This window comes from Pyxidicoccus sp. M15, from assembly GCF_056858435.1.
Map to the genome: position 1 here is coordinate 4,567,285 of NZ_CM166495.1, position 19,828 is coordinate 4,587,112.

Here is a 19,828-nt window from a genome sequence, read left to right on the forward strand (position 1 = left end):
CCCGCCGTGCTCCTCCTGTGCGGCCTCGGGCGTGGGGTGCGTCAGTCGCCGCAGGTGGCGGCTTCGTCGGTGGGGTGCAGCGAGGCGATGCCGTAGGTGCCGTTGCGCGTGCCGCACCAGATGCGCCACGAGGTGCCGCCCAGGTCGGGCGCGGAGTAGATGCCACCCTCCTTCTTCGCGCCGCCACGCGCGCAGCACTTCGCGAAGGCCCGCGTGCCGATGGCCACCATCCCCACCGCGTCCGTCACGCGCGAGAAGCCGCCCGTCCTCTTCTCGCCGCAGGACCAGGGGGCCACGCCCCGGTAGCGGATGAAGTAGTTGTCGCCCTTCGTCGCGCTGCCTCCGCGCGCGGGGCCGGCGTAGCAGAGCTTCCCCTCCGACTCGAGCTGCGCGTAGCGAGGCAGGAAGTGCAGCCCGCCAATGGGGCCGCGCTGCCAGTCGTCCCCGCAGAACACGTGCGTGAAGGCGTTGCGCGGGCCGGTGCTCACCCACAGCCCGGTGAGCCACTCGAGGTTGCCCTGCCGCGAGCCCGGCCGCCCGGCGACGGACAGCGCCCGCTGGAGGCGCGGGTCGTCGTAGTGCCGCGCGAAGAAGCGCTGCACGTCCCCCGCGCCCACGCTCACGTCCGGACGCGCGGGGCACAGCTCCAGCACCTCGCGGTCCATCGCCGTCACCGCCGGCGGCTTGCCGAACAGGGGCTTCGTCTCACACGTCGTCGCGCAGCCCGTGGCGGGTGTCCAGGCCGCTGGCGCCGTGGCTCCGCGCGGGGAGGCGGGCCGGGTATCGCCGAGCTCCTCATCGGCCTCCGCCCCGGCCATGGCGGCGAGGCGGGCCTGCTGCGCCGCCTTGCCTCGGGCCTGCTGCTCGGAGTTGGCGCGGTCCGCGGCGGCCAGCTCCGCCGCGCTCGGGGCCCGGGGGGCCGCGGCTTCCGGAGCGCCCTCGCAGAGCACCCAGCCCTCCGCGGAGGGGCCCTTCAGCTTGCACCACGCCCGGTCCGGTCCGCCCTTCTTCAGGAGCGGGTACGAGGTGCCGGGCTCCACCGTGAACACCACTCGCGTCGACTCGGGCTGCTCCACCGCGTCCACGCGGACTTCGGACACGAAGGCCCCGGGGCCCGCCAGGGCGGGAAGGGCGGCGGCGAGGCAGAGGGCAAGGAAGGGGAGGGGAAGACGCATGGCGCGCGGGAGTCTACAGCGGCCCGTCAGCCGCTCGGGAGGAGCGGCCCTTGGGACGGGGTTGGCGCGTGGGACGGCCCTTCCCCGCCCGGCATTCAACCGGGCGTCCCCGGAGGCAGGCGGGGCAGGGCGGGCGTTCACCGGGCGGCCCTGGAGGAGCCTGCCCCGGCGACTCATGGCTTCGGTGAGCCTCGAGCGCACGGCGCCTTGCGGGCCCCGCGCGCCGCCTCATGCGAGAACGTCGCGGCTCAGGTGAGCTTCAGGCGCACGGAGTTCGGCTTGTCCGTGCGCGCCTTGCCCACCTGCACGGTGTACTCGCCCGGGCCGTACTCCGCCTTCAGGTCCGTCACCTTCTCGCCGTTGACGCGCACGCTGCCCTGGGCCATCGCCTCGCGGGCCTTGGTCGCGGAGGCCACCAGCTTCGTCTCCGGCAGCAGCTTGAACAGGAGCTGCTTCTCCGCCCCGGCCAGCGACACCTCCACCAGCTCCAGGCTCGCCTGCGGCGCCTCCTTCTTGAGGTTGTCCCAGGCCTCCACCGCCTTGCGGCCACCGTCCTCGCCGTGGAAGCGCACCGCCATCTCCCGGGCGAAGTCCTTCTTCACCGTCATGGGGTGCAGCTCGCCGCCCTGGACCTTCGCGCGCATCTCCGCGAGCTCCTTCAGCGTCTTCGCCGAGAGCAGCTCCAGGTACCGCCACATCAGGTCATCAGTGATGCTCATCAGCTTGCCGAAGATGGTCTCCGGCGGCTCGTCGATGCCGACGTAGTTGTCCAGGCTCTTGGACATCTTGTCGCCGACAATCTTCCCGTCCACGAGCTTCGCGTTGAGCCCCTCGAGGATGGGCCCCGTCATGATGACCTGCGGCTCCAGCCCCTCCTCCTTCATGAGCTGGCGGCCCACGAGCAGGTTGAAGAGCTGATCCGTCGCGCCCAGCTCCACGTCCGACTTCAGCGCCACCGAGTCGTAGCCCTGCAAGAGCGGGTACATGAACTCGTGCAGCGAGATGGAGACGTTCTCCCGGAAGCGCTTCTTGAAGTCGTCGCGCTCCAGCATGCGCTGCACCGAGTAGCGCGCCGCCAGGCGGATCATCCCCTCCGTGCCCAGCGCGTCCAGCCAGGTGGAGTTGAAGCGCACCTGCGTCTTGTCGGCGTCCAGCACCTTGAAGACCTGCTGCTTGTAGGTCTCCGCGTTGGCCTTCACCTCGTCGCGCGTGAGCGCCGGGCGCGTGGCGTTGCGGCCCGTCGGGTCTCCAATCAGCGCCGTGAAGTCGCCGATGAGAAACACCACCGTGTGCCCGAAGTCCTGGAAGCGCCGCATACGCGTCAGCAGGAGCGAGTGGCCGAGGTGCAAGTCGGGCCGGCTCGGATCGAACCCCGCCTTGATGACCAGCGGCTTGCCCGTGTCATACGAGCGCTGGAGCTTCTTCTTCAGCTCCTCGGGCACCTGGATGTCCACGGTGCCTCGGGTGACTTCTTCGAACTGCTCCTCGGGGGTCGCCTTGCGCAGCGCGTCCTTGGTCATGGCGGGCGCAACTTAGCCGATAGGCGGCCACCGTGAACGCGGAACCACGCGGGAGCTTCACGTACCCGGCAGGCGCTGGCGCACCCGCTCGATGCTCCGGGGCCGGCCCGTGGTGTCGTCGATGTCGATGACGACGCCCTGCAGGTACACCAGTTTCTCCGCCACCTCGTAGGGGGCCTTCTCCCCGCGGAAGCGCGCCAGCGAGGACTCCTTCTTCATGCCGATGACGGAGTCCAGCGGGCCGCACATGCCCACGTCGGTGATGAAGGCCGTGCCGCCGGGGAGGATGCGCTCATCCGCCGTCTGCACGTGCGTGTGCGTGCCCACCACCGCGGACACCTTGCCGTCCAGGTGCACGCCCATGGCGTTCTTCTCGCTGCTCGCCTCGCAGTGCATGTCCACCAGGATGCAGGGCGTCTCCTTGCGCAATTCCTCCACCAGGGGCAGCACCACCTCGAAGGGGCTGTCCTCCATGCGCATGAAGACGCGCCCCTCCAGGTTGATGACCCCCAGGGCTCGGCCGTCCGGAAGGCGCACCAGCCCATGCCCGCGCCCCGGCGTCCCCTTGGGGTAGTTCGCCGGCCGCAGGAGCAGGTCCGGATGCTCCTTCACCCAGGGGAGGATGGCCTTCTTCGAGTAGAAATGGTTCCCGCTCGTCAGCAGCTTGATGCCGCTGTCGAGCAGGTACGTGGCGGTCTCCGCGCTGATGCCGGCACCGCCCTCGCTGTTCTCCGCGTTGGCCACGCACAGGTCCACCCCGTGCTCGGTCACGAGGCGCGGAAGGAGCGTGCGGACCGCCTGGAGTCCCGGGCGGCCCACGACGTCTCCCATGAAGAGGACCTTCACGTATCCAGGAAGTCCCAGTCGCGGTACAGGCCCCGTAGCGACTCGGACTCCGTCACGATGAGGTCCATGTCCACGTCATCACCCGTGGTGGGCAGCACCTGGACGACCTGGTCATTGAAGGCCAGGCCGACGCGGCGACTGCGTTGGCTGGCCGCACGGAGGGTGGCGTCGTAATAGCCGCCCCCGCGCCCCAGCCGCTTGCCGTCCCGGGTGAACCCCAGGCCCGGCACCACGAAGAGGTCGATCTGGTCGACCGGGATGAGGTCCGAGGAGTTGCTTGGCTCCCTGACCCCCAGCCGTCCCGGCTCCAGCTCGCTCTCCGACTTGATGGCCCTGAATGAGAGGATGCGCCCGTGGACGTGGGACAGCGGGTAGCAGACGATTTTGTCGTCCTGCAATGCCGCAATCAAAATGTCCCGCGTGGGCACCTCGCCCCGAATAGGGGCATACAAGGCCACCGTTCTCGCCTTCTGATAGTACGGAGCTGCCAGAAACCGAGACTGAACCTTGAGACCCCGCGTGTCGATGATGTCCGGCGTCATCGCCTTGCGGCGCGCCGTCAACTCTTCACGCAGCGTCTGCTTCCTCGCCGCCGCCTCTTCCACCACCGTCTCGCTCACCGCCGCCACTCCGCAGAAAAAGTCCCCCGCCGCATGGCCGTGTGCCCAGCGTCCATTGAACCCTCTGAAAGCCAGGTGGGAACCGAAATCATGCCGCCGCAGGCTTCCCTCATCCCCCGTGAGGAGGGAGGGCTTGCACATGGCGACCGAAACGGACCCCGGAATGGACGTATCGGTTCGAATTTCTGCTGGGCATCACGCGCCCCGCAGGGGACAGCCCTTGTAACAAAGCTACAGTGCTACCAAGTCCTCGAATCTATTGGGAAAACCCGTAAGAGTCTGGGGAAATGATAAGGACGGGGGGCGGCGGGGTCAAGGCTTCCTCGTGCGTTTACAAGGCAGCCTCGCGGCTTCTATGATGAAAAGACACCCGCACATGCCGCCCGCGCTTTCCAACAAGGCACTCGCGACGGTTCTTTCCGTCGTCGCCTCCGGCCTCGCATGGGCGGGGCCGACCGTGTCCGGCCCCTACCTGGGGGATACGTACGGCCCGGTGGAGTTCCGCACCGAAGGCGAGCAGGTCATTGGCACGGCCACCGGGCAGGGCGGCGCCTGCCGCTTCGAGCCCGGAACGCAGGTGGTCAAGGGCGAGCTGCAGGGCAACGTCCTGGTGGGCAGCGTGCTGCTGTGCCAGACGGGGCCGGGCTGCCAGGAGAGGGAGAGCCATCCGGCGCTCCTCTTCATCAACACGTATGACCGGGTGCTGAGCGCGCTGGTCCAACCGCCCAAGGGGTGCCGCTCCCCGGCGCTGAAGGACGGCCTGCTGCTCCTGCTGAGGTCCACGGGCCCGCAGCAGGACGACGCCCAGGAGTCGGAGCCCGTGGCGGCCGAAGAGGACGTTCCGGCCCCGGCGGCGCCCGTCGCGCCCCCGAAGCCCGAGCCGGAGGCGGTCGTTCCTTCCCTCGACGAGGCGCGGCGGCTGCTCGCGGCCGGCAACCACGCGGCGGCGCAGCGGCATTTCGCGGGGCTGCTGGAGAAGGATGCCAACAACCCCGCGGCGGTGGTGGGGCTCGCGGCCTGCCAGCTGGGGCAGGGTGACGTGCCCGGGGCCCTGACGACGCTGGAGCGCATGCGCGCGTCGACCCGGCCGGACGTGCACCTGTGGCTGGCCTACGCGCACCTGCGGGACAAGAAGCGCCTCCGGGCCCGGGAAGCGCTGCGCCGGGCCATGGAGCTGGGCTGGGCGCCGGGGAACCGGCCCGCGGAGGCCGTGCCGGAGGCCGCGCTGCGGGAGGAAATCGACACGCTGCTGCAGCAGCGCAACCGCAAGCGGGCGCCGGGCCGCGAGGCGCTGGGGGCCGGAAGCTCCATCCCGTGAGCCAGCCGCCTGCTCCAGGGAAGACCACCCGGGTCTTCGGCAACTACGAAATCCTCTCCGTGCTCGGCAAGGGCGGCATGGCGGAGGTGTACCGAGCGCGCGTGCTGACCGGCCCGCGCGAGGGCTGGACGGTGGCGCTCAAGCGGCTCTTGCCGGCGCTGACGAGAGACCCCGCCTCGGTGTCGCTCTTCGCCCGCGAGGCGCAGCTGTCCAAGCAGCTGCACCACCCCAACATCGTCACGGTGCTGGATGCCGGCGCGCTGGAGGGCATCTACTTCATCGTCATGGAGCTGGTGGACGGCAGGGACCTCGGCCAGATCCTCCGGCGCTGCAAGGTGCGCGGCATCCCCCTGCCGCTGGACTTCGCGGTGTACCTGGGCAGGGCGCTGCTGGAGGCGCTCGCGTACGCGCACACCGCCACCGGGCCGACGGGCGAGCCACTGGGCATCGTCCACTGCGACGTGTCGCCCTCCAACCTGTTCATCTCCCGCGTGGGGGAAATCAAGCTGGGCGACTTCGGCGTGTCGCGCGTGCTGGTGGACGGCAAGCTGCAGGGCGGCGAGGTGCTGGGCAAGCCGTACTACCTGTCCCCGGAGTCGCTGCTCGGCGAGGTCAACCCCGCCGCCGACCTCTGGGCCGCCACGGTGGTGCTCTACGAGCTGCTGACGCTGGAGCGGCCCTTCGTGGGCGGCTCGCCGGACGAGGTGTTCGCCGCCATCTGGTCCCGCCAGTACCGCCCGCTGCGCGAGCTGCGCCCGGACGTCCCCGAGGCGCTGGAGGCGGTGGTGGACCGCGCCTTCTCCAAGCACCCCGAGGAGCGCTTCCCGTCCGCCGAGGAGTTCGCCCAGGCGCTCACCCCCCACTACGACGAGCGCGTGGGCACGCCCCTGGCCATCGCCGCCGTCGTCCGCGGCCTCTTCGGCGCCAGCGACGACGTGCCCTCGTCGTCCTCGTCGGGCGGCGCGGCCCCCACGACGGGGACGCCGGGCTCCAGCGCGGGGTAGGGCGCGCCTTTCCGGGCCCCGGAAGCGCGCGAATCCGGGCCGGGAGGCAACTCCCGGCGACACGGGACCGACAATGTCTCACCGGGTCTCCCTCCGCGGTGGAAGCCGTGGGGCGGCCCTCCTACAGCCCGTCTCCGTCCCCGGGAGAAGTCCCATGTCCACGATTGGTCGCTCCGGTTCCCGCCCCGCTACGTCGTCGTCCGCCCGGCAGGTGGAGCCCAGGGTTGCTCCGAAGGCCCCCGCGCCGGCCCCGGTGAAGACGCAGCCCGCGGCCAACACCGTGAAGGCGGCCGTCGCCGAGCGCCTGCGCGACGGGTTCGACGCCGCGCCTCGCGCGGGGACGGCCCAGCGCCAGAAGCTGCTGGGCGAGGCAGGCCCGCATTCCCATGGGCCCGGCGGCACCGAGCTCACCGCGCCGACGCCCTCCGGCCCGAAGCTTCCGGGCACGACGGGCCCCACCGTCACCACGGAGGCCTCCGGCCGCACCGTGGTGGACCTGGGCACCGGCAACAACACCGCCACCGTGTCCCAGACGCGGGATGGCGGGCTGACCATCACCTCCGGGAGCGACTCCGTGACGCTCACGGCGGAGCAGGCCCGCAACTCGGTCATCCGCGGCGGGGACGGCAACGACTCCATCACCGTGGATTCGAGCGTTACGCAGAGCGTGAACCTCGACGGTGGCAAGGGCAATGACACCCTCATCGGCGGCAGCGGCAACGACGCGCTGGTGGGCGGCGAGGGTGACGACTACCTCGAGGCGCGTGGCGGCGACGACGCCATCTCCGGCGGCGACGGCCGGGACGTGATGTACGGGCTCGACGGGCAGGACAGCCTGAGCGGCGGCGCCGGGCGCGACTACATCGACGGTGGCGCGGGCGACGACGCCGCGAGCGGCGGCGACGGCGACGACCAGGTGATTGGCGGGCGTGGCAGCGACAGGCTGTCCGGCGGCGCGGGCAACGACGCGGTGGCGGGCGGCCTGGGCACGGACACCGTCTCGGGCGGCGAGGGCAGCGACAACCTCTTCGTCCAGGACGACGACACCGTCTCGGTCGGCGAGGGAGACACGCGGCAGACCGTCGACATGACGGACTCGGACTCGCTGGGCAGCTCCGTCTCCGTCACCGGCGATGCCAACTTCAACGCGCGGGTGCAGTCGGACCTGGACGCGATGCGCTCGCTCCCGTCGGGCCAGGAGCTGCTGCGCCGGCTGGACGGCAGCGGGAAGACCACCACCATCCAGGAAGTGGCCCGGCCGACGGACGGGAACACCGCCAACGGGACGAACTTCAACGACGGCTTCATGGCGGCGGATGGCACGCCGGGCAAGGGCACCAACGCGCAGGTGAACTACCACACCTCGCGCATCTCCCTGGGCGGAGAGGAGTGGCAGAACCGCCCGCCCGTCGTCGGCCTCTTCCACGAGCTGGTGCATGCCTCCGACTTCGTGACGGGCGAGCTCGCCCCGGGCTCGTCCGAGGGCGTCCGCAACCTGGAGCACTCCGCGGTGGGCCTGCCGTACGACCACGACAACGACTCGAGCACGCCCAAGATCAAGCAGGAGCGCGTCGCGGAGAATGACCTGCGCGACGACCTGAACCTGCCCACGCGTCCCCGCTACTAGGCCGGAAACGCAGTGGCCTTCACGCGGGGGCCTGGAGGGTAGGATGGGGCGTGTCCTCGAGAGCGGCCCGCTGTCCCCGCCGAGGTAGCGCGGGCCACACGGCCTTGCAGGAGCAGGAGCGAAGGCCCGTGTGCCTGCCCGCTGGCGGAGGGAGGCACCCGTGCGGCCCGCCGGGGAGATGCCGACATTTCCTCCCGCGCGCGGAGTCGCGCAGGGGAGGAGAGCCATGGCCACCGAGCCCAAGCAGCCGAAGCCCGAGCAGGACGCACCCGAGCGCAAGACACAGGAAGAAGAGCCCCGGCGGCCCTCGAAGGCGGACGAGGCCCGGGAGGATGGGATGCCCGGCTACGGCCAGCCCGACGAGGACGTGCGCGAGCAGTCCATCCCCGAACAGAAGTGGTAGGGCCCGGGCCCCTCCGTGAAGAAGGCCCTGCACTGGGAGCGCGGCCGTCGCGGGGAGCCTGCTTCCCCGGCTCCCGGCGCGCCTGTCTGGCATTGAGCATTGGAGCGGGCACCCGCCTCCTCGGGCCAGGGCGTGGCCTTGGAGCCGCGCCCTCCAGTTGTTAGTTCCTGTGCTTCGGGCATCCACCTGATGCCAACCCTCCACGCGCCCTCTTCCGAGCTGCGGAGCCCGCGCGTCGTATCCCGCCGCTCGATGGATAGGACAGATGGACAGCAGCCGTTCGGGGCCGCTCTTCGAGACCGGTATCCCCAGCTTCGACATGCTCCTCGGCGGTGGTATCCCCCGGCGCCAGTCCGTCATCGTGACGGGCGACCCGGGTTGCGGAAAGACCGTCTTGTGCAGCCAGGTGGCCTTCCTCGCGGCGGCTCGGGGGCTGCCGGTGGTGGTCGCCACCGTCACCTCCGAGCCCCACGACAAGCTGGTCAGCGAGCTGTCCGGCTTCTCGTTCTTCCGGAGGGAGCTGCTCGACGAGAGGCTCTTCGTGATGAGCGCCTACTCCACCCTGAAGCAGGGGGCGCGCGAGACGCGGGACCTGCTCGTCCAGACGGTGCGCAAGCGGGGCGCGAAGCTGCTCTTCATCGACGGGCTGCGCGCCATTCGCGACCTCTGGCAGGACGAGGCGCGGCTGCGCGAGTTCCTCTACGAGCTGGGCATCGGCCTGGCCGCGGCGGACTGCGTGGGGCTCTTCACCACGGAGTACCCGCTGGAGAGGCTGCTGGCGCTGCCGGAAGCCACCACCGTGGACGGCATCGTCTCCCTGTCGGTCAACAAGCGGTCCGCGCGCCGCCTGCGCCGCGTGGAGGTGGTGAAGCTGCGCGGCCGGCCACACCTCACCGGCGAGCACCTGATGTGCATCGGCGAGGACGGGGTGCGATTCATTCCGCGGCTGGAGTCGCAGGTCCCGGACATGACGGATGTGGCGCCGCCCGAGGGCCGCGCCAGCTTCGGACTGCCGGAACTGGACGTGCTGATGGAGGGGGGCCTGCCGCTGCACAGCGCCACCATGCTCGCGGGGAGCATGGGCATCGGCAAGACGCTGCTCGCCGCGCACTTCGCGGTGGAGGGGGCCCGCCACTCGCAGCCGTCCCTCTTCGTCTCTTTCTTCGACTCGCCCGCATCCCTCAGCAACCGGGCGCGGCGCATCGGTCTGGAGATGGAGCATCACGTGAAGAGCGGCCTGCTCTCGTACATGCATGTGCCGCCCATGGAGGCGGAGGCAGACCTCGTCGTGGACCGCGTGCTGTCGAACATCTCGCGCCTGGGCGCGAAGCGGGTCGTCATCGACGGGCTCACCTCCCTGGAGGCGGCCATCGATGACCCGGACCGGCGGCGCACGTTCCTCGCCTCGCTGGCCCTGCGCCTGCGGACGGCGGGGGTGACGTCCCTGTTCACCCGGGAGGTGCCGAAGGTGGCGGGCACCGAGCTGGACTTCAGCGACGCGCCCATCGCCATCCTCGGAGAGAATCTGCTGCTGCTGCGCTACGTGGAGCTGCGCGGGCGCATCCACCGCATCCTGTCCGTCCTCAAGATGCGCGACAGCAAGTACGACAACGACCTGCGGGAGTTCGAGATCGCCGACACGGGGATGAAGGTCAACTCGCCCATGCGCGCCGCGGAAGGGCTCCTGACGGGGCAGGCGAGGGCAGTGGGTACCAGCATCGGGTCCGCGGAATGAGCCTCGTCCTCATCGCGGAAGACGAAGAGGCGCTGCTGGAGATCTTCGCCGAGGTGGTGGAGGGGCTCGGCCACCGCGCGGTGCGGGCGCACAATGGCGAGGAGGCGCTCACGCTGGCGCGCACCGAGCCGCCGGACCTGGTGGTCAGCGACCACATGATGCCGCGGCGCACGGGCATGGAGCTGCTGCGCGCGCTGCGAGCGGAGCCTCCCCTGTCCACCGTGCCCTTCGTGCTGCTGAGCGCGGCGCGGCCCGCGGGGCGCGAGGAGGCCGACACCTTCCTGGCCAAGCCCGTGGACCTGTCGAGCTTCGAGGAGGCCGTCACGGCGGCGCTGCGCTCGCGGACGCCTTCCGAGCCACGCCCCCCGGAGCGCGCGGGCACGCGCGAGCCCCGGCCGGCGTCCGCGGCGGCGCGCGAGGAGCTGGTCAACTGGGTGGCGCACGAGCTGAAGACGCCGCTGAGCTCGGCCCGGCTCAACGCCCAGATACTGCTGCGCAAGGTGGCGCAGCGGGGCGCGGAGGCCGAGTGCAGGTCCGCGGAGGCCGTGCTCCGCCAGCTGGACCGGATGAACCAGCTCATCACCTCCATCCTCGACGCGGGGCGCCTGTCCGAGGGGAAGGTGGAGCTGCGGACGGCGTACTGCGACGTCGTCCCGTTCCTCACCGAGCTCGTGGACGAGTGGCGGGAGCTGGAGCCGCGCGTGGAGTTCCTGCTGACGGGCACCCGCGAGCCGGTGCTGCTCTCCTTCGACGCCGAGCGGGTGCGGCAGGTGCTCAACAACCTGCTCTCCAACGCGGTGAAGTACTGCGGCGAGCGCAAGCAGGTGGAGCTGGGCCTGGGGTTGAGCCCCGGCCTGGCCGTCATCCACGTGCGGGACTGGGGGGTGGGCATCCCCGCCTCGGAGCTGCCCAACATCTTCGACCGCTTCCAGCGGGCCGACGACAACCCGGACCGGGGTCACGGCCTGGGCCTGTTCATCGCCTCGCAGCTCGCGCGGCTGCACGGCGGCTCGCTGTCGGTGCGCTCCTCGCGAGGCGAGGGCTCCATCTTCCAGCTCCGGCTGCCGCTGCGGCACTGACGGCCGTCAGCCCGCCAGCGCGCGCACCCTGGGCACGTGCTGGCGGAGCGCCTGGAGCACCCGCTCCACCTCCGCCTCGGAGGTGGAGGGGCCCAGGCTGAAGCGCAGGCTGCCGCGCGCCTGGGCCGCCGTCAGGCCCATGGCCCGCAGCACGTGCGAGGGCGTCAGCGTCCCCGACGCGCAGGCCGCGCCGGTGGACACGCAGATGCCGTCCAGGTCCAGCGCCATGAGCAGCGCCTCGCCCTCCACGCCGTCGAAGCGCAGGTTGCTGGTGTTGGGCACGCGCGGCGCCCCGGCGCCATTCACCTCCACGCTGGAGAGGCTCGCGAGGGCCTCGCGCTCGAAGGCATCGCGCAGCGCGCCCACGCGCGTGGCGACTTCCGGCAGCTCCCCGACGGCCAGCTCCAGCGCCAGCGCGAGGGCCTCCGCGTAAGGCACGTTCTGCGTCCCCCCGCGGCGGCCGCCCTCCTGGTGGCCCGGCGTCAGCGCCCGCACGTCCACGCCCTTGCGCACCACCAGCACGCCCACGCCCGGCGGGCCGCCGAACTTGTGCGCGGAGAGGGAGAGCAGGTCCGCGTCCACCTCGCGCAAGGACAGCGGCACCTTGCCCGCCGCCTGCACCGCGTCCGTGTGGAAGAGCACGCCCCGCTGCCGGCACGCGCGCGCGACCTCCGCCGCGGGCTGCACCACGCCCGTCTCGTTGTTGGCCCACATCAGCGAGCACAGCGCCGTGTCCGGGGTGAGCGCGGCCAGCACGTCGTCGGCGCGCACGCGGCCGTCCGGCCCCGGGGCCAGCCGCACCACGCTGGCGCCCTCGCGCTCCAACTGGGCCACCGCGCCCAGCAGGGCGGGGTGCTCCACCGCGGACGTCACCACGCGGCGGCGCTCGGGCAGGGGCCTGGCGTGGAAGGCGCCGACGAGGGCCAGCGCGTCCGCCTCGCTGCCGGAGCCGGTGAAGGTGATTTCCTTCGGCTCGCAGCCCAGCACGCGGGCCACCTTCGCGCGGGCGGCGTCCAGCCTCGCGCGCGCGTCGCGGCCGCCCTGGTGCACGCTGGAGGCGTTGCCGAAGCCGCCCTGGGAGAAGGCGCGGGCGAGGAGCGCCGCCACCTCCGGACGCACCGGGGCGGCGGCGTTGTAGTCCCAGTAGATCACGGGTCCTGCGCGCACAGCAGCGACACGGGCCGCTCGCCCGCGACGCCGAAGGCTTCCTTGAAGCGGCCCACCAGCTCGCGCTTGAGCGCCTTGCGCTGCGCCGCCTTGCCGGACAGCGGCAGCCGCGCGCCCGCCATGCTGCCGTGGCCTCCCGAGGAGCCGCCGTAGTCCTCGAAGATTTCGCGGATGAGGCGGCCCGCGTTCATCCGCCGGTCCTTCACCCGCAGGCTCATGTAGAGCTGGTTGCGGTAGGTGCCGAAGGCGAGAGACCACTTCGTGCCCTCGAGGAACATCAGCCGCTCGGCGACTTCCGCCACCATGTCCGGGGAGTAGACCTCCTCCAGGTCCGTGATGATGGCGGTGCCGTACACCTTCGCCCGCTCGAAGGCCGTGTGGTACAGCTGGAAGTACCGCGCCGGCAGCTCCGGGTGCTCAATCTGCGCGAGCAGCGACTTCTCCATGCGCGGGAACAGCCACAGGTAGCTGTCCACGTCCGTCTGCGTCGTCTCGCGGCCCAAATCCCGCGTGTCCGCCTTGAGGCCGTAGAAGAGGGCGGTGGCCACCTCCTCGGAGGGCTCCAGCCGCGCCGCGCGCAGGTACTCCACCAGCATGGTGGACGTGGCGCCGAAGTCACCGCCCACGTCCGCGAAGGGCGACTGCAGGCTCTCCTCGCGCAGCGGGTGGTGGTCCACGACGATGTGCGCGTCCAGCTTCGCCGGCAGCGAGTGGTTGCCCACCTTGGGCTGCGTGTCCACGAGGCCGAAGAGGTCGTAGTCGTCGAAGTCGATCTGCGACACGTGCGAAATCGGCAGGCGCAGCACCTTCACGAAGGCGATGTTCTCCGCCCGGCCGATGATGCCGCCGTAGCCGACGTGCGCCTCCATGTTCGCGCGGCGCTCCAGCAGCTGGGCGAGCGCCACCGCGGCCGCCATGGAGTCCGGGTCCGGGTTGTCGTGCGTGAGGATGAGGGCCTTCTTGTGGCCCTTCGCCACCTGGAGGAGCCGCTCCAGCTTGTCGCGCGCGGGCAACGTGGCGAGGCGTGGTGGCGGGGGCTCCGACAGCTCGCCTCCCGGAGCGCCACCGGGGGCGGGCCCCGGGGTTCCGTTGCTGCGGCGGCTGTTGAAGGAGTGGGTCACAGGCATGGGTGCTCTTCTTTACTTCCTCCGGCCCAGGGATTCGAGAAGCCGGATGTTCTCCCCCTGACGTTCCGGAAAGGGTGTCTCCATCACACCAATGGTGTCGACGAGGCGCCCGTCCTTCACGGGACAGCGGGAGGCCGTGAGCCCGAGCGCCCCCCTGCTGGGCTCCTCGTGGCCATCCTCGCGACATCCCAGGGGTTTTTGACGTGGCCGGTGTCCAGGCGCACCCGGGCCGGAGGCTCCCGGCGCACCTGCGCCCGGGGAGCCCGGCGGCCGGACGGCCGGCGCTAGCTGTTGATGGCCTTGTACTTGCGCGCGAGGTCCTTGAAGAACTTCACGCCGTTGTCGAGCGAGTTCTCCATGGCATCCATCAGCACCGTGCGGAACGCGGCGACGGGGCCCCGGAAGGACTCGTAGTACCGCTGCCGGTCAATGGAGTGGATGATGGCCGGCATGTAGCCGTTGCGCACGAGGATGAGGTTGCTGCACATGCGCCCCACCTTCCCGCTGTGCTCGGTGAAGGGGAAGATCTGCAGGAACCGGTGCTGCACGGTGGCGGCCTGCTTGATGGGGTGGAACTCGCGGAACTCGGCGCTCGCCGTGTAGTCCACCAGCTTCTCCAGCTCGCCCTGGATCTTGGCGGGCTGGGAGATGTCGTGGAAATACGTGCGGTGCAGCGGCATGTCCTTGCGGAAGCCCGAGCGGTCCCGCTCCTTGGCCAGCTCCTTCTCGGTGCGCTCCCGCCGCTCCATGCGGGCGCGCTCCGTCTGCGCCTCGGGCGTGTTGCCCAGGAACAGGTCGTGCATCCGCTTGATGGTGGTGAGCGTGATCTGCGCCTGCTTCTTGGCGCCCGCCGCCTCCTCACGGATGTAGTCGCAGACGGCCTTGTGGTTCCGGATTTCGAGGACCACCGGAATCATGGACGCTTCCGCGTTGGTGCGGCCGGGGAACAGCGCGGCCATCAGCTCCTGGTGGGTGTAGACGACGCCCTCCAGAGCCGCGTCGTGGTAGATCCACGACATCTCGAGCCTGTCGAGGAACTCGCGCGCCGGCTGCTTTTCCTTGTAGATGTCGAGGTACTCGCGCAGCGCCTCGTTCTTCTCGTCGATGTCCTGGTAGCGTTCCTTCACGGACTACGGCTCCTTCTCGCTGCGGGTCCGCTGCGGGCGGTATCCGAAGCATGCGGCCGAGCAGTACAACGGCACGCGGATTCTAGAAATTCCGCACGGTTGTAACAACGAAATCATCAAAGATTGACGAGGAAGACCTCGCACGCCTGGTCGAGCAGGTCCTTGGAGAGCGCGGGAGCTATCTGCCGGTAGCGGGCGGCGTCCTTGATGAGGGAGACCAAATCCCGAGGGTGGCAGGCGCGCAGGTCCATGCTGCGGGGCTTGTAGTAGTGCTCGACGAGGTAGGTGACGGCCTGCTCCACGTAGGGGATGCCGGCCGCCTCGCAGACGCGGCGGAAGATTTCCCGGTACGACTCCTCGTCGGGGTTGCCGACCTCGATCTTGTACTTGATGCGGCGCAGGAAGGCCTCGTCCACCAGCTCCTTGGGGTCCAGGTTGGTGGAGAAGACGAGGAGCTGGTCGAAGGGAATCTCGAACTTCTTGCCCGTGTGCAGGGTGAGGAAGTCCACCCGCTTCTCCAGGGGGACGATCCAGCGGTTGAGCAGGTCCGTGGGGTGGACCTTCTGGCGGCCGAAGTCGTCGATGAGGAGCATGCCGCCGTTGGCCTTCACCTGGAACGGCGCCTCGTAGAAGCGGGTGCTCTCCGAGTAGATGAGGTCCAGCGTCTGGAGCGTCAGCTCGCCGCCCACCACGACGGCGGGCCGGCGGCAGAGCATCCAGCGGTTGTCCATCTCGAAGGTCTGCCGGCGGCCGGTCGAGTCGCGGCCCATCTCCAGGGACACCGGCGTGTGGATGAGCCGGTCATGGACCTGGATGATCTGATTGCCGATTTCGATGCAGTGCGGGACGTACACCTCGCCGCCGAACATGTGGGAGACGGCCTCGGCGAGGCTCGTCTTGCCGTTGCCGGGCGGCCCGTAGAGGAACAGCGAGCGGCCCGAATTGACGGCGGGGCCCAGCTTGTCCATCAGCTCGGCGGGGACGGTGAGGTGGCTGAGCGCCATCACCAGCTCCTCCTGGCTGACGACGGGCGTCTCCTCCGTCTGGCTGGTGATGAGGGCGTTGTACTGCTCGATGGGGACGGGCGCGGGGCCGACGTAGGTGGTGCGGGTGAGCGCGTCGCGCGCGTACTCGCGGCCCTTCTCCGTGAGGATGAACTCCACGGAGGCGCGGCCGAAGCCCTTGCCGCCGCGCAGGTCCACCAGCTTCTCGGTGGTGAGGAAGTCCACCACGTGCTCGATGACGCCCGGCCACGGCAGGCGCATCTCGTCGGCGATGGCCATGCCCGTGCCGGTGCCCGCGTAGTACAGGAACTTCAGGGCGATGTCGGCCAGCAGGCCCATCTTGAGCCCCGTCTCCTCCACCGACTTCGGCTCGGCTGGAGCGATGTCGAGGATGGACGGGTTCTCGAGCTTGAACGGATTATCGTCGTACGCGTAGCCAGCGGGAGCCATCGACCCCCCGTTCTAGCGCATTCGCCGCACGGCGGGGCAGGCGACATTCAGTTGCAGGTAGTCCCGGGGACGGCAGGTGCCCGCCCGGAGGCCGGGCGGGGGGACACACACGCCCCCTCGCGCCCCCTCCCCGCGGGTGGGGAGAGGGGGGCGGGCGGCGCCGCTCAGACGTAGGTGAGCCACTCCGCGTAGCGGGGCTCCTGGCCGCGCACGGTGCGGAAGTACGTCTCCTGCACGAAGCGGGTGATGGGGCCGACCTGGCCGGTGCCCACGGTGCGGTTGTCCACCTCGCGCACCGGGGTGATTTCGGCGGCGGTGCCGCAGAAGAAGATCTCATTGCCGATGTAGAGGGCGTCCCGGGTGAAGGTGACTTCCTCCACGGAGCGGCCGCTGTCGCGCAGCAGGTGGAGCACCGTGTCGCGGGTGATGCCGTCCAGGATGGGCGAGGACAGGGGGGGCGTCTTGATGACGCCCTTCTTGTTCACCATGAAGATGTTCTCGCCGGACGCCTCGGCCACGAAGCCGCTGATGTCCAGGAGGATGGCCTCGTCGTAGCCCGCGTTCACCACCTCGCGCTTGGCGAGGATGGAGTTGACGTACTGGCCCGTAATCTTGCCGCGGACCATGTTGACGTTGACGTGCATGCGCGTGAAGGAGCTGACCTTGGCGCGGATGCCCTCCTTCACGCCCTTGTCACCGAGGTACGCGCCCCAGTCCCAGGCGGTGACGGCCACGCGGGTGGGGTTGACGGCGCCCAGGCCCATGGCGCCGTCGCCCATGAAGGCCACCGGGCGCAGGTAGGCGCCGTTGGCGAACAGCGTCTTCTGCTTGCGCAGCAGCTCCAGGCACGCCTCGACGAGCTCGTCCTCGGAGTAGGGCATCTTCAACTGGATGATGTGCGCGGAGTCGAGGAGGCGGCGGATGTGCTCGCGCAGCCGGAACACGGCCAGCCGTCCGTCATGCGTCTTGTACGCCCGGATGCCCTCGAAGACGCCGAGCCCGTAGTGGAGCGCGTGCGTCATGACATGCACCTGGCCCTCGTCCCACTTCATCAACTTCCCGTCGAGCCAGATCTGATCCGCGCGCAACGTGCTACCCGAGGTCGAGCTCATTCAAAGGTTCCTTCGCCTGAGGGAATTTCAAGATGCGCCTGCCGGGGTCTTCTAGCCAGCCATCCTTATGAGGTCAAAGCACGAAAACGGATTCGCGCCGCGTCACAGCACGGGGGGCAGCGGGGTGAGCATGCGGCGCAGGAAGGGCATGTCCTCGGCCAGGGCCTTGCGGCCCAAGTGCAGGGCCTTCGAGGCGAGCTCCACGTTGGGCACCACCTCCAGCGGGGACAGCGTGCGGGAGAACCGCTTGATGTGGTGGGCGTAGGGCAGGTTGGGGGCCACCGTCATCGCGGCCAGCCGCTGCAGGGGCAGCCAGAAGGGCGTGGCCAGGCGGGGCGCGAAGCCGTCCAGCCCGAGGATGAGCGTGTTGCGCGTGCCGATGCGCCCGCGCGCCACCGCCTTCCACGCGGCCCTCGCGGGCAGGTTGTCCACCAGCCCCCCGTCGATGAGGCGCGCCACGCCGTGGTGGGCCAGCAGCCCGTCCAGCAGGCCATGCATGCGCGGGTCCTCGCGCAGCACGTCGTAGTGGATGACGCCGGGCAGCGCGGAGGAGAAGCCCGCGGCGTCCAGCGCGTCGAAGTCTCCGGTGGCGTCGTCCGCGCCCAGGTGGAGGCGGACGGTGATTTCCGGGCGCGTGAAGAGCTCCGCCATGGCGCCCATGGCGGCCTGGATGCGCCGGGCCACGCCCGCGGGGTTGAGCAGGCCCAGCGGGCTCGTGCCCAGCAGGCGCTCGTAGTACTCCAGCGGGCGGGGCAGCATGCCGCGGCGGATGCCGCCCACGGAGATGAGCGTGGGGATGGGAAGGTCCTTGAGCTTGAGGCCGCTGCCCTCGGGGCCCGCGCCGAAGAAGCGCCCCAGCCCCGCGCGCAGGAACAGCCGCAGCGCGGCGGGCAGCCCGTAGCGGCTCTCCGTGGAGATGAAGCGGAAGAGCTTCCGGAAGGACAGCCCCCGGACGATGTTGATCATCTCCGTGGGGTCGAAGCGCGCCATGCGCGCGCGCATGATGGCGAGGATGGCCCCCATGGACGCGCCGGCAATCAGCTTCGGCTCCAGGCCGTGCTCGTCCAGCAGGCTCATGACGCCCAGGTACACGAAGGCGGTGCCTCCGCCGCCGCCCGCCACCAGCACCAGCTCCTTGTGGCGGATCTCCCGGTCCAGCGCCTCCAGCGGCACCCGCTCGCGCAGCCGCTTCGCCACCGCGTCCCGGGCCCGCGCGGCATGCTCGCGCAAGTCCCTCACGTGGGGCACCAGCCTGTCACGCGTGGGCGGGCGCGGGCCTCCGAGCACGGGCGACAGGCGCCGCTCCACCTCTTCGCGAAAGGGGGTGAGCAGCGCGCCCACGCCCACGTCCAGCCCGCCGTGCTGCACCTTGTAGAGGCGCGCCAGCGACAGCGCGGTGCGCAGGATGGCCTCCTCGCGCGCCTCTAGCAGGTGCGGGGAGGCCATCGTCGCTCGCACGAGGTTGAGCTCCAGCTCCTCGAGCGGCCGGTTGATTTGAAAGCGTTCCTTCAGCAGCACGAGCGGGGCATCCCGGCTGCCTCAGGCCTGGGCAATCTGCGGGAGGTGGGCCTTCGCCTTCTCGATGTCGCCCTCGTACTTGAGGACGAGGTTGAGCGTGGAGGCCACCAGGTCCGAGGTGAGCTGCTCCGCGTTGAGCAGCGCCAGGCTCTGCGCCCAGTCCAGCGTCTCGCTGATGGAGGGGGCCTTCTTCAAGTCCAGCGAGCGGATGGCGGCGACGGCCTCCACCACCTGTTCCGCCAGTACCTGCGGGACGCCGGGCAGGCGCGACCTGACGATGCGCAGCTCGCGCTCGCGGTCCGGGAAGTCGATGTGCAGGTGCAGGCAGCGGCGCTTGAGCGCGTCGGACAGCTCGCGGGCGTTGTTGGAGGTGAGGATGACGCGGGGGATGTGCTTCGCGCGGAAGGTGCCCAGCTCGGGGATGGTGACGGCGTTGTCCGAGAGGACTTCGAGGAGGAAGGCCTCGAACTCCGGGTCCGCCTTGTCGATTTCGTCCACCAGCAGCAGGGCGGGGCGCTCGGACAGCTGGGCCTTGAGGATGGGGCGCGGCAGCAGGAAGCGCTCGGAGAAGAACACCGCGTCGCCGGAGGCCAGCTTGTCCGCCGCTTCCGTCAGCGTGCGGGCGCCCTGCACCATGTCGCCAATCTTGTCCTTGAGCAGCTGGGTGTAGAGCAGCTGCTTGGCGTACTCCCACTCGTACAGCGCCTTGGCCTCGTCCAGGCCCTCGTAGCACTGCAGGCGGATGAACTCGCGGCCCAGGGCCTGGGCCAGCGCCTTGGCCAGCTCCGTCTTGCCCACGCCGGCGGGGCCCTCGACGAGGATGGGCTTGTCCATCCGGTCCGCGAGGAAGGCCGCGGTGGCGATTTCGGGGGAGGAGAGGTAGCCCACCTGCTCCAGGCGCTCTTCCGCGTCCGCCACGCTGGTGAAGCCGCGGCTCTCTACCGTCGAAGGGGTGCTCACGCCTGGAAACTTAACCGACGCCCTCCACCCCACTGC

At 70.3% G+C, this 19,828-nt stretch carries 17 protein-coding genes and 1 other RNA gene; 6 read left to right on the top strand and 12 right to left on the bottom strand.

The window, feature by feature from the left end:
• Positions 1–41 precede the first annotated feature (41 nt).
• The 5 genes from ACX9TP_RS17235 to ssrS form a co-directional block, all read right to left on the bottom strand.
• Entirely contained in the window at positions 42–1,175 is a 1,134-nt protein-coding gene (locus tag ACX9TP_RS17235; protein WP_482980818.1) for a hypothetical protein, read from the bottom strand.
• 248 nt (positions 1,176–1,423) lie between these two features.
• On the bottom strand, positions 1,424–2,695 hold the full coding sequence (gene tyrS, locus ACX9TP_RS17240; protein WP_482980819.1) for a tyrosine--tRNA ligase: 1,272 nt from the start codon (positions 2,693–2,695) through the stop codon (positions 1,424–1,426).
• A 57-nt stretch (positions 2,696–2,752) separates the two neighbouring features.
• The gene (locus ACX9TP_RS17245; protein ID WP_482980820.1) at positions 2,753–3,541 is read right to left on the bottom strand and encodes a TIGR00282 family metallophosphoesterase; all 789 of its coding nucleotides are present in this window, start codon (positions 3,539–3,541) and stop codon (positions 2,753–2,755) included.
• On the bottom strand, positions 3,538–4,161 hold the full coding sequence (locus ACX9TP_RS17250) for a 5-formyltetrahydrofolate cyclo-ligase (RefSeq protein WP_465838174.1): 624 nt from the start codon (positions 4,159–4,161) through the stop codon (positions 3,538–3,540). Before ACX9TP_RS17250 ends, ACX9TP_RS17245 begins: the two co-directional genes overlap by 4 nt.
• A gap of 19 nt (positions 4,162–4,180) precedes the next feature.
• Positions 4,181–4,377: non-coding RNA, 6S RNA (gene ssrS / locus ACX9TP_RS17255), on the bottom strand.
• A gap of 160 nt (positions 4,378–4,537) precedes the next feature.
• On the opposite strand from ssrS, the gene ACX9TP_RS17260 reads away from it, so the two are divergent.
• From ACX9TP_RS17260 to ACX9TP_RS17285, 6 genes are all read left to right on the top strand, one after another.
• Positions 4,538–5,479 carry a tetratricopeptide repeat protein gene (locus tag ACX9TP_RS17260; protein WP_482980821.1) on the top strand — a complete coding sequence of 314 codons (942 nt, stop codon included), beginning with the start codon at positions 4,538–4,540 and terminating at the stop codon, positions 5,477–5,479.
• Positions 5,476–6,483 carry a serine/threonine-protein kinase gene (locus ACX9TP_RS17265; RefSeq protein ID WP_482980822.1) on the top strand — a complete coding sequence of 336 codons (1,008 nt, stop codon included), beginning with the start codon at positions 5,476–5,478 and terminating at the stop codon, positions 6,481–6,483. The genes ACX9TP_RS17260 and ACX9TP_RS17265 overlap by 4 nt, the downstream gene beginning before the upstream one ends.
• A 154-nt stretch (positions 6,484–6,637) precedes the next feature.
• Complete coding sequence (locus ACX9TP_RS17270; protein WP_482980823.1) at positions 6,638–8,110, top strand: M91 family zinc metallopeptidase; 1,473 nt, start codon at positions 6,638–6,640, stop codon at positions 8,108–8,110.
• 226 nt (positions 8,111–8,336) lie between these two features.
• A complete protein-coding gene (locus ACX9TP_RS17275) occupies positions 8,337–8,513 on the top strand; it encodes a hypothetical protein (RefSeq protein ID WP_482980824.1) in 177 nt (58 codons plus the stop codon).
• Positions 8,514–8,778: 265 nt separating this feature from the next.
• On the top strand, positions 8,779–10,248 hold the full coding sequence (locus ACX9TP_RS17280) for an ATPase domain-containing protein (protein WP_482980825.1): 1,470 nt from the start codon (positions 8,779–8,781) through the stop codon (positions 10,246–10,248).
• Positions 10,245–11,327, top strand: a complete 1,083-nt coding sequence (locus ACX9TP_RS17285; protein WP_482980826.1) for an ATP-binding response regulator — start codon at positions 10,245–10,247, stop codon at positions 11,325–11,327. The genes ACX9TP_RS17280 and ACX9TP_RS17285 overlap by 4 nt, the downstream gene beginning before the upstream one ends.
• 6 nt (positions 11,328–11,333) lie before the next feature.
• Here the strand turns inward: ACX9TP_RS17285 and ACX9TP_RS17290 are convergent, their stop codons facing one another.
• The 7 genes from ACX9TP_RS17290 to ACX9TP_RS17320 form a co-directional block, all read right to left on the bottom strand.
• On the bottom strand, positions 11,334–12,479 hold the full coding sequence (locus ACX9TP_RS17290) for a cysteine desulfurase family protein (protein ID WP_482980827.1): 1,146 nt from the start codon (positions 12,477–12,479) through the stop codon (positions 11,334–11,336).
• A complete protein-coding gene (locus tag ACX9TP_RS17295) occupies positions 12,476–13,621 on the bottom strand; it encodes a DHH family phosphoesterase (protein ID WP_482980828.1) in 1,146 nt (381 codons plus the stop codon). The genes ACX9TP_RS17290 and ACX9TP_RS17295 overlap by 4 nt, the downstream gene beginning before the upstream one ends.
• A gap of 284 nt (positions 13,622–13,905) precedes the next feature.
• Positions 13,906–14,748, bottom strand: coding sequence for a Fic family protein (locus ACX9TP_RS17300; protein ID WP_482980829.1), 843 nt, complete (start codon positions 14,746–14,748; stop codon positions 13,906–13,908).
• 116 nt (positions 14,749–14,864) lie between these two features.
• Positions 14,865–16,202 carry an AAA family ATPase gene (locus ACX9TP_RS17305; protein ID WP_482980830.1) on the bottom strand — a complete coding sequence of 446 codons (1,338 nt, stop codon included), beginning with the start codon at positions 16,200–16,202 and terminating at the stop codon, positions 14,865–14,867.
• Positions 16,203–16,366: 164 nt separating this feature from the next.
• Positions 16,367–17,314 (bottom strand): branched-chain amino acid transaminase, encoded by a 948-nt coding sequence (locus ACX9TP_RS17310; protein WP_482980831.1) that lies wholly within the window; start codon positions 17,312–17,314, stop codon positions 16,367–16,369.
• A 102-nt stretch (positions 17,315–17,416) separates the two neighbouring features.
• Entirely contained in the window at positions 17,417–18,832 is a 1,416-nt protein-coding gene (locus ACX9TP_RS17315; protein WP_482980832.1) for a patatin-like phospholipase family protein, read from the bottom strand.
• A 21-nt stretch (positions 18,833–18,853) separates the two neighbouring features.
• Positions 18,854–19,792: an AAA family ATPase gene (locus tag ACX9TP_RS17320; RefSeq protein ID WP_482980833.1), complete on the bottom strand. Its 939-nt coding sequence runs from the start codon at positions 19,790–19,792 to the stop codon at positions 18,854–18,856.
• Between the last annotated feature and the right edge of the window lie 36 nt (positions 19,793–19,828).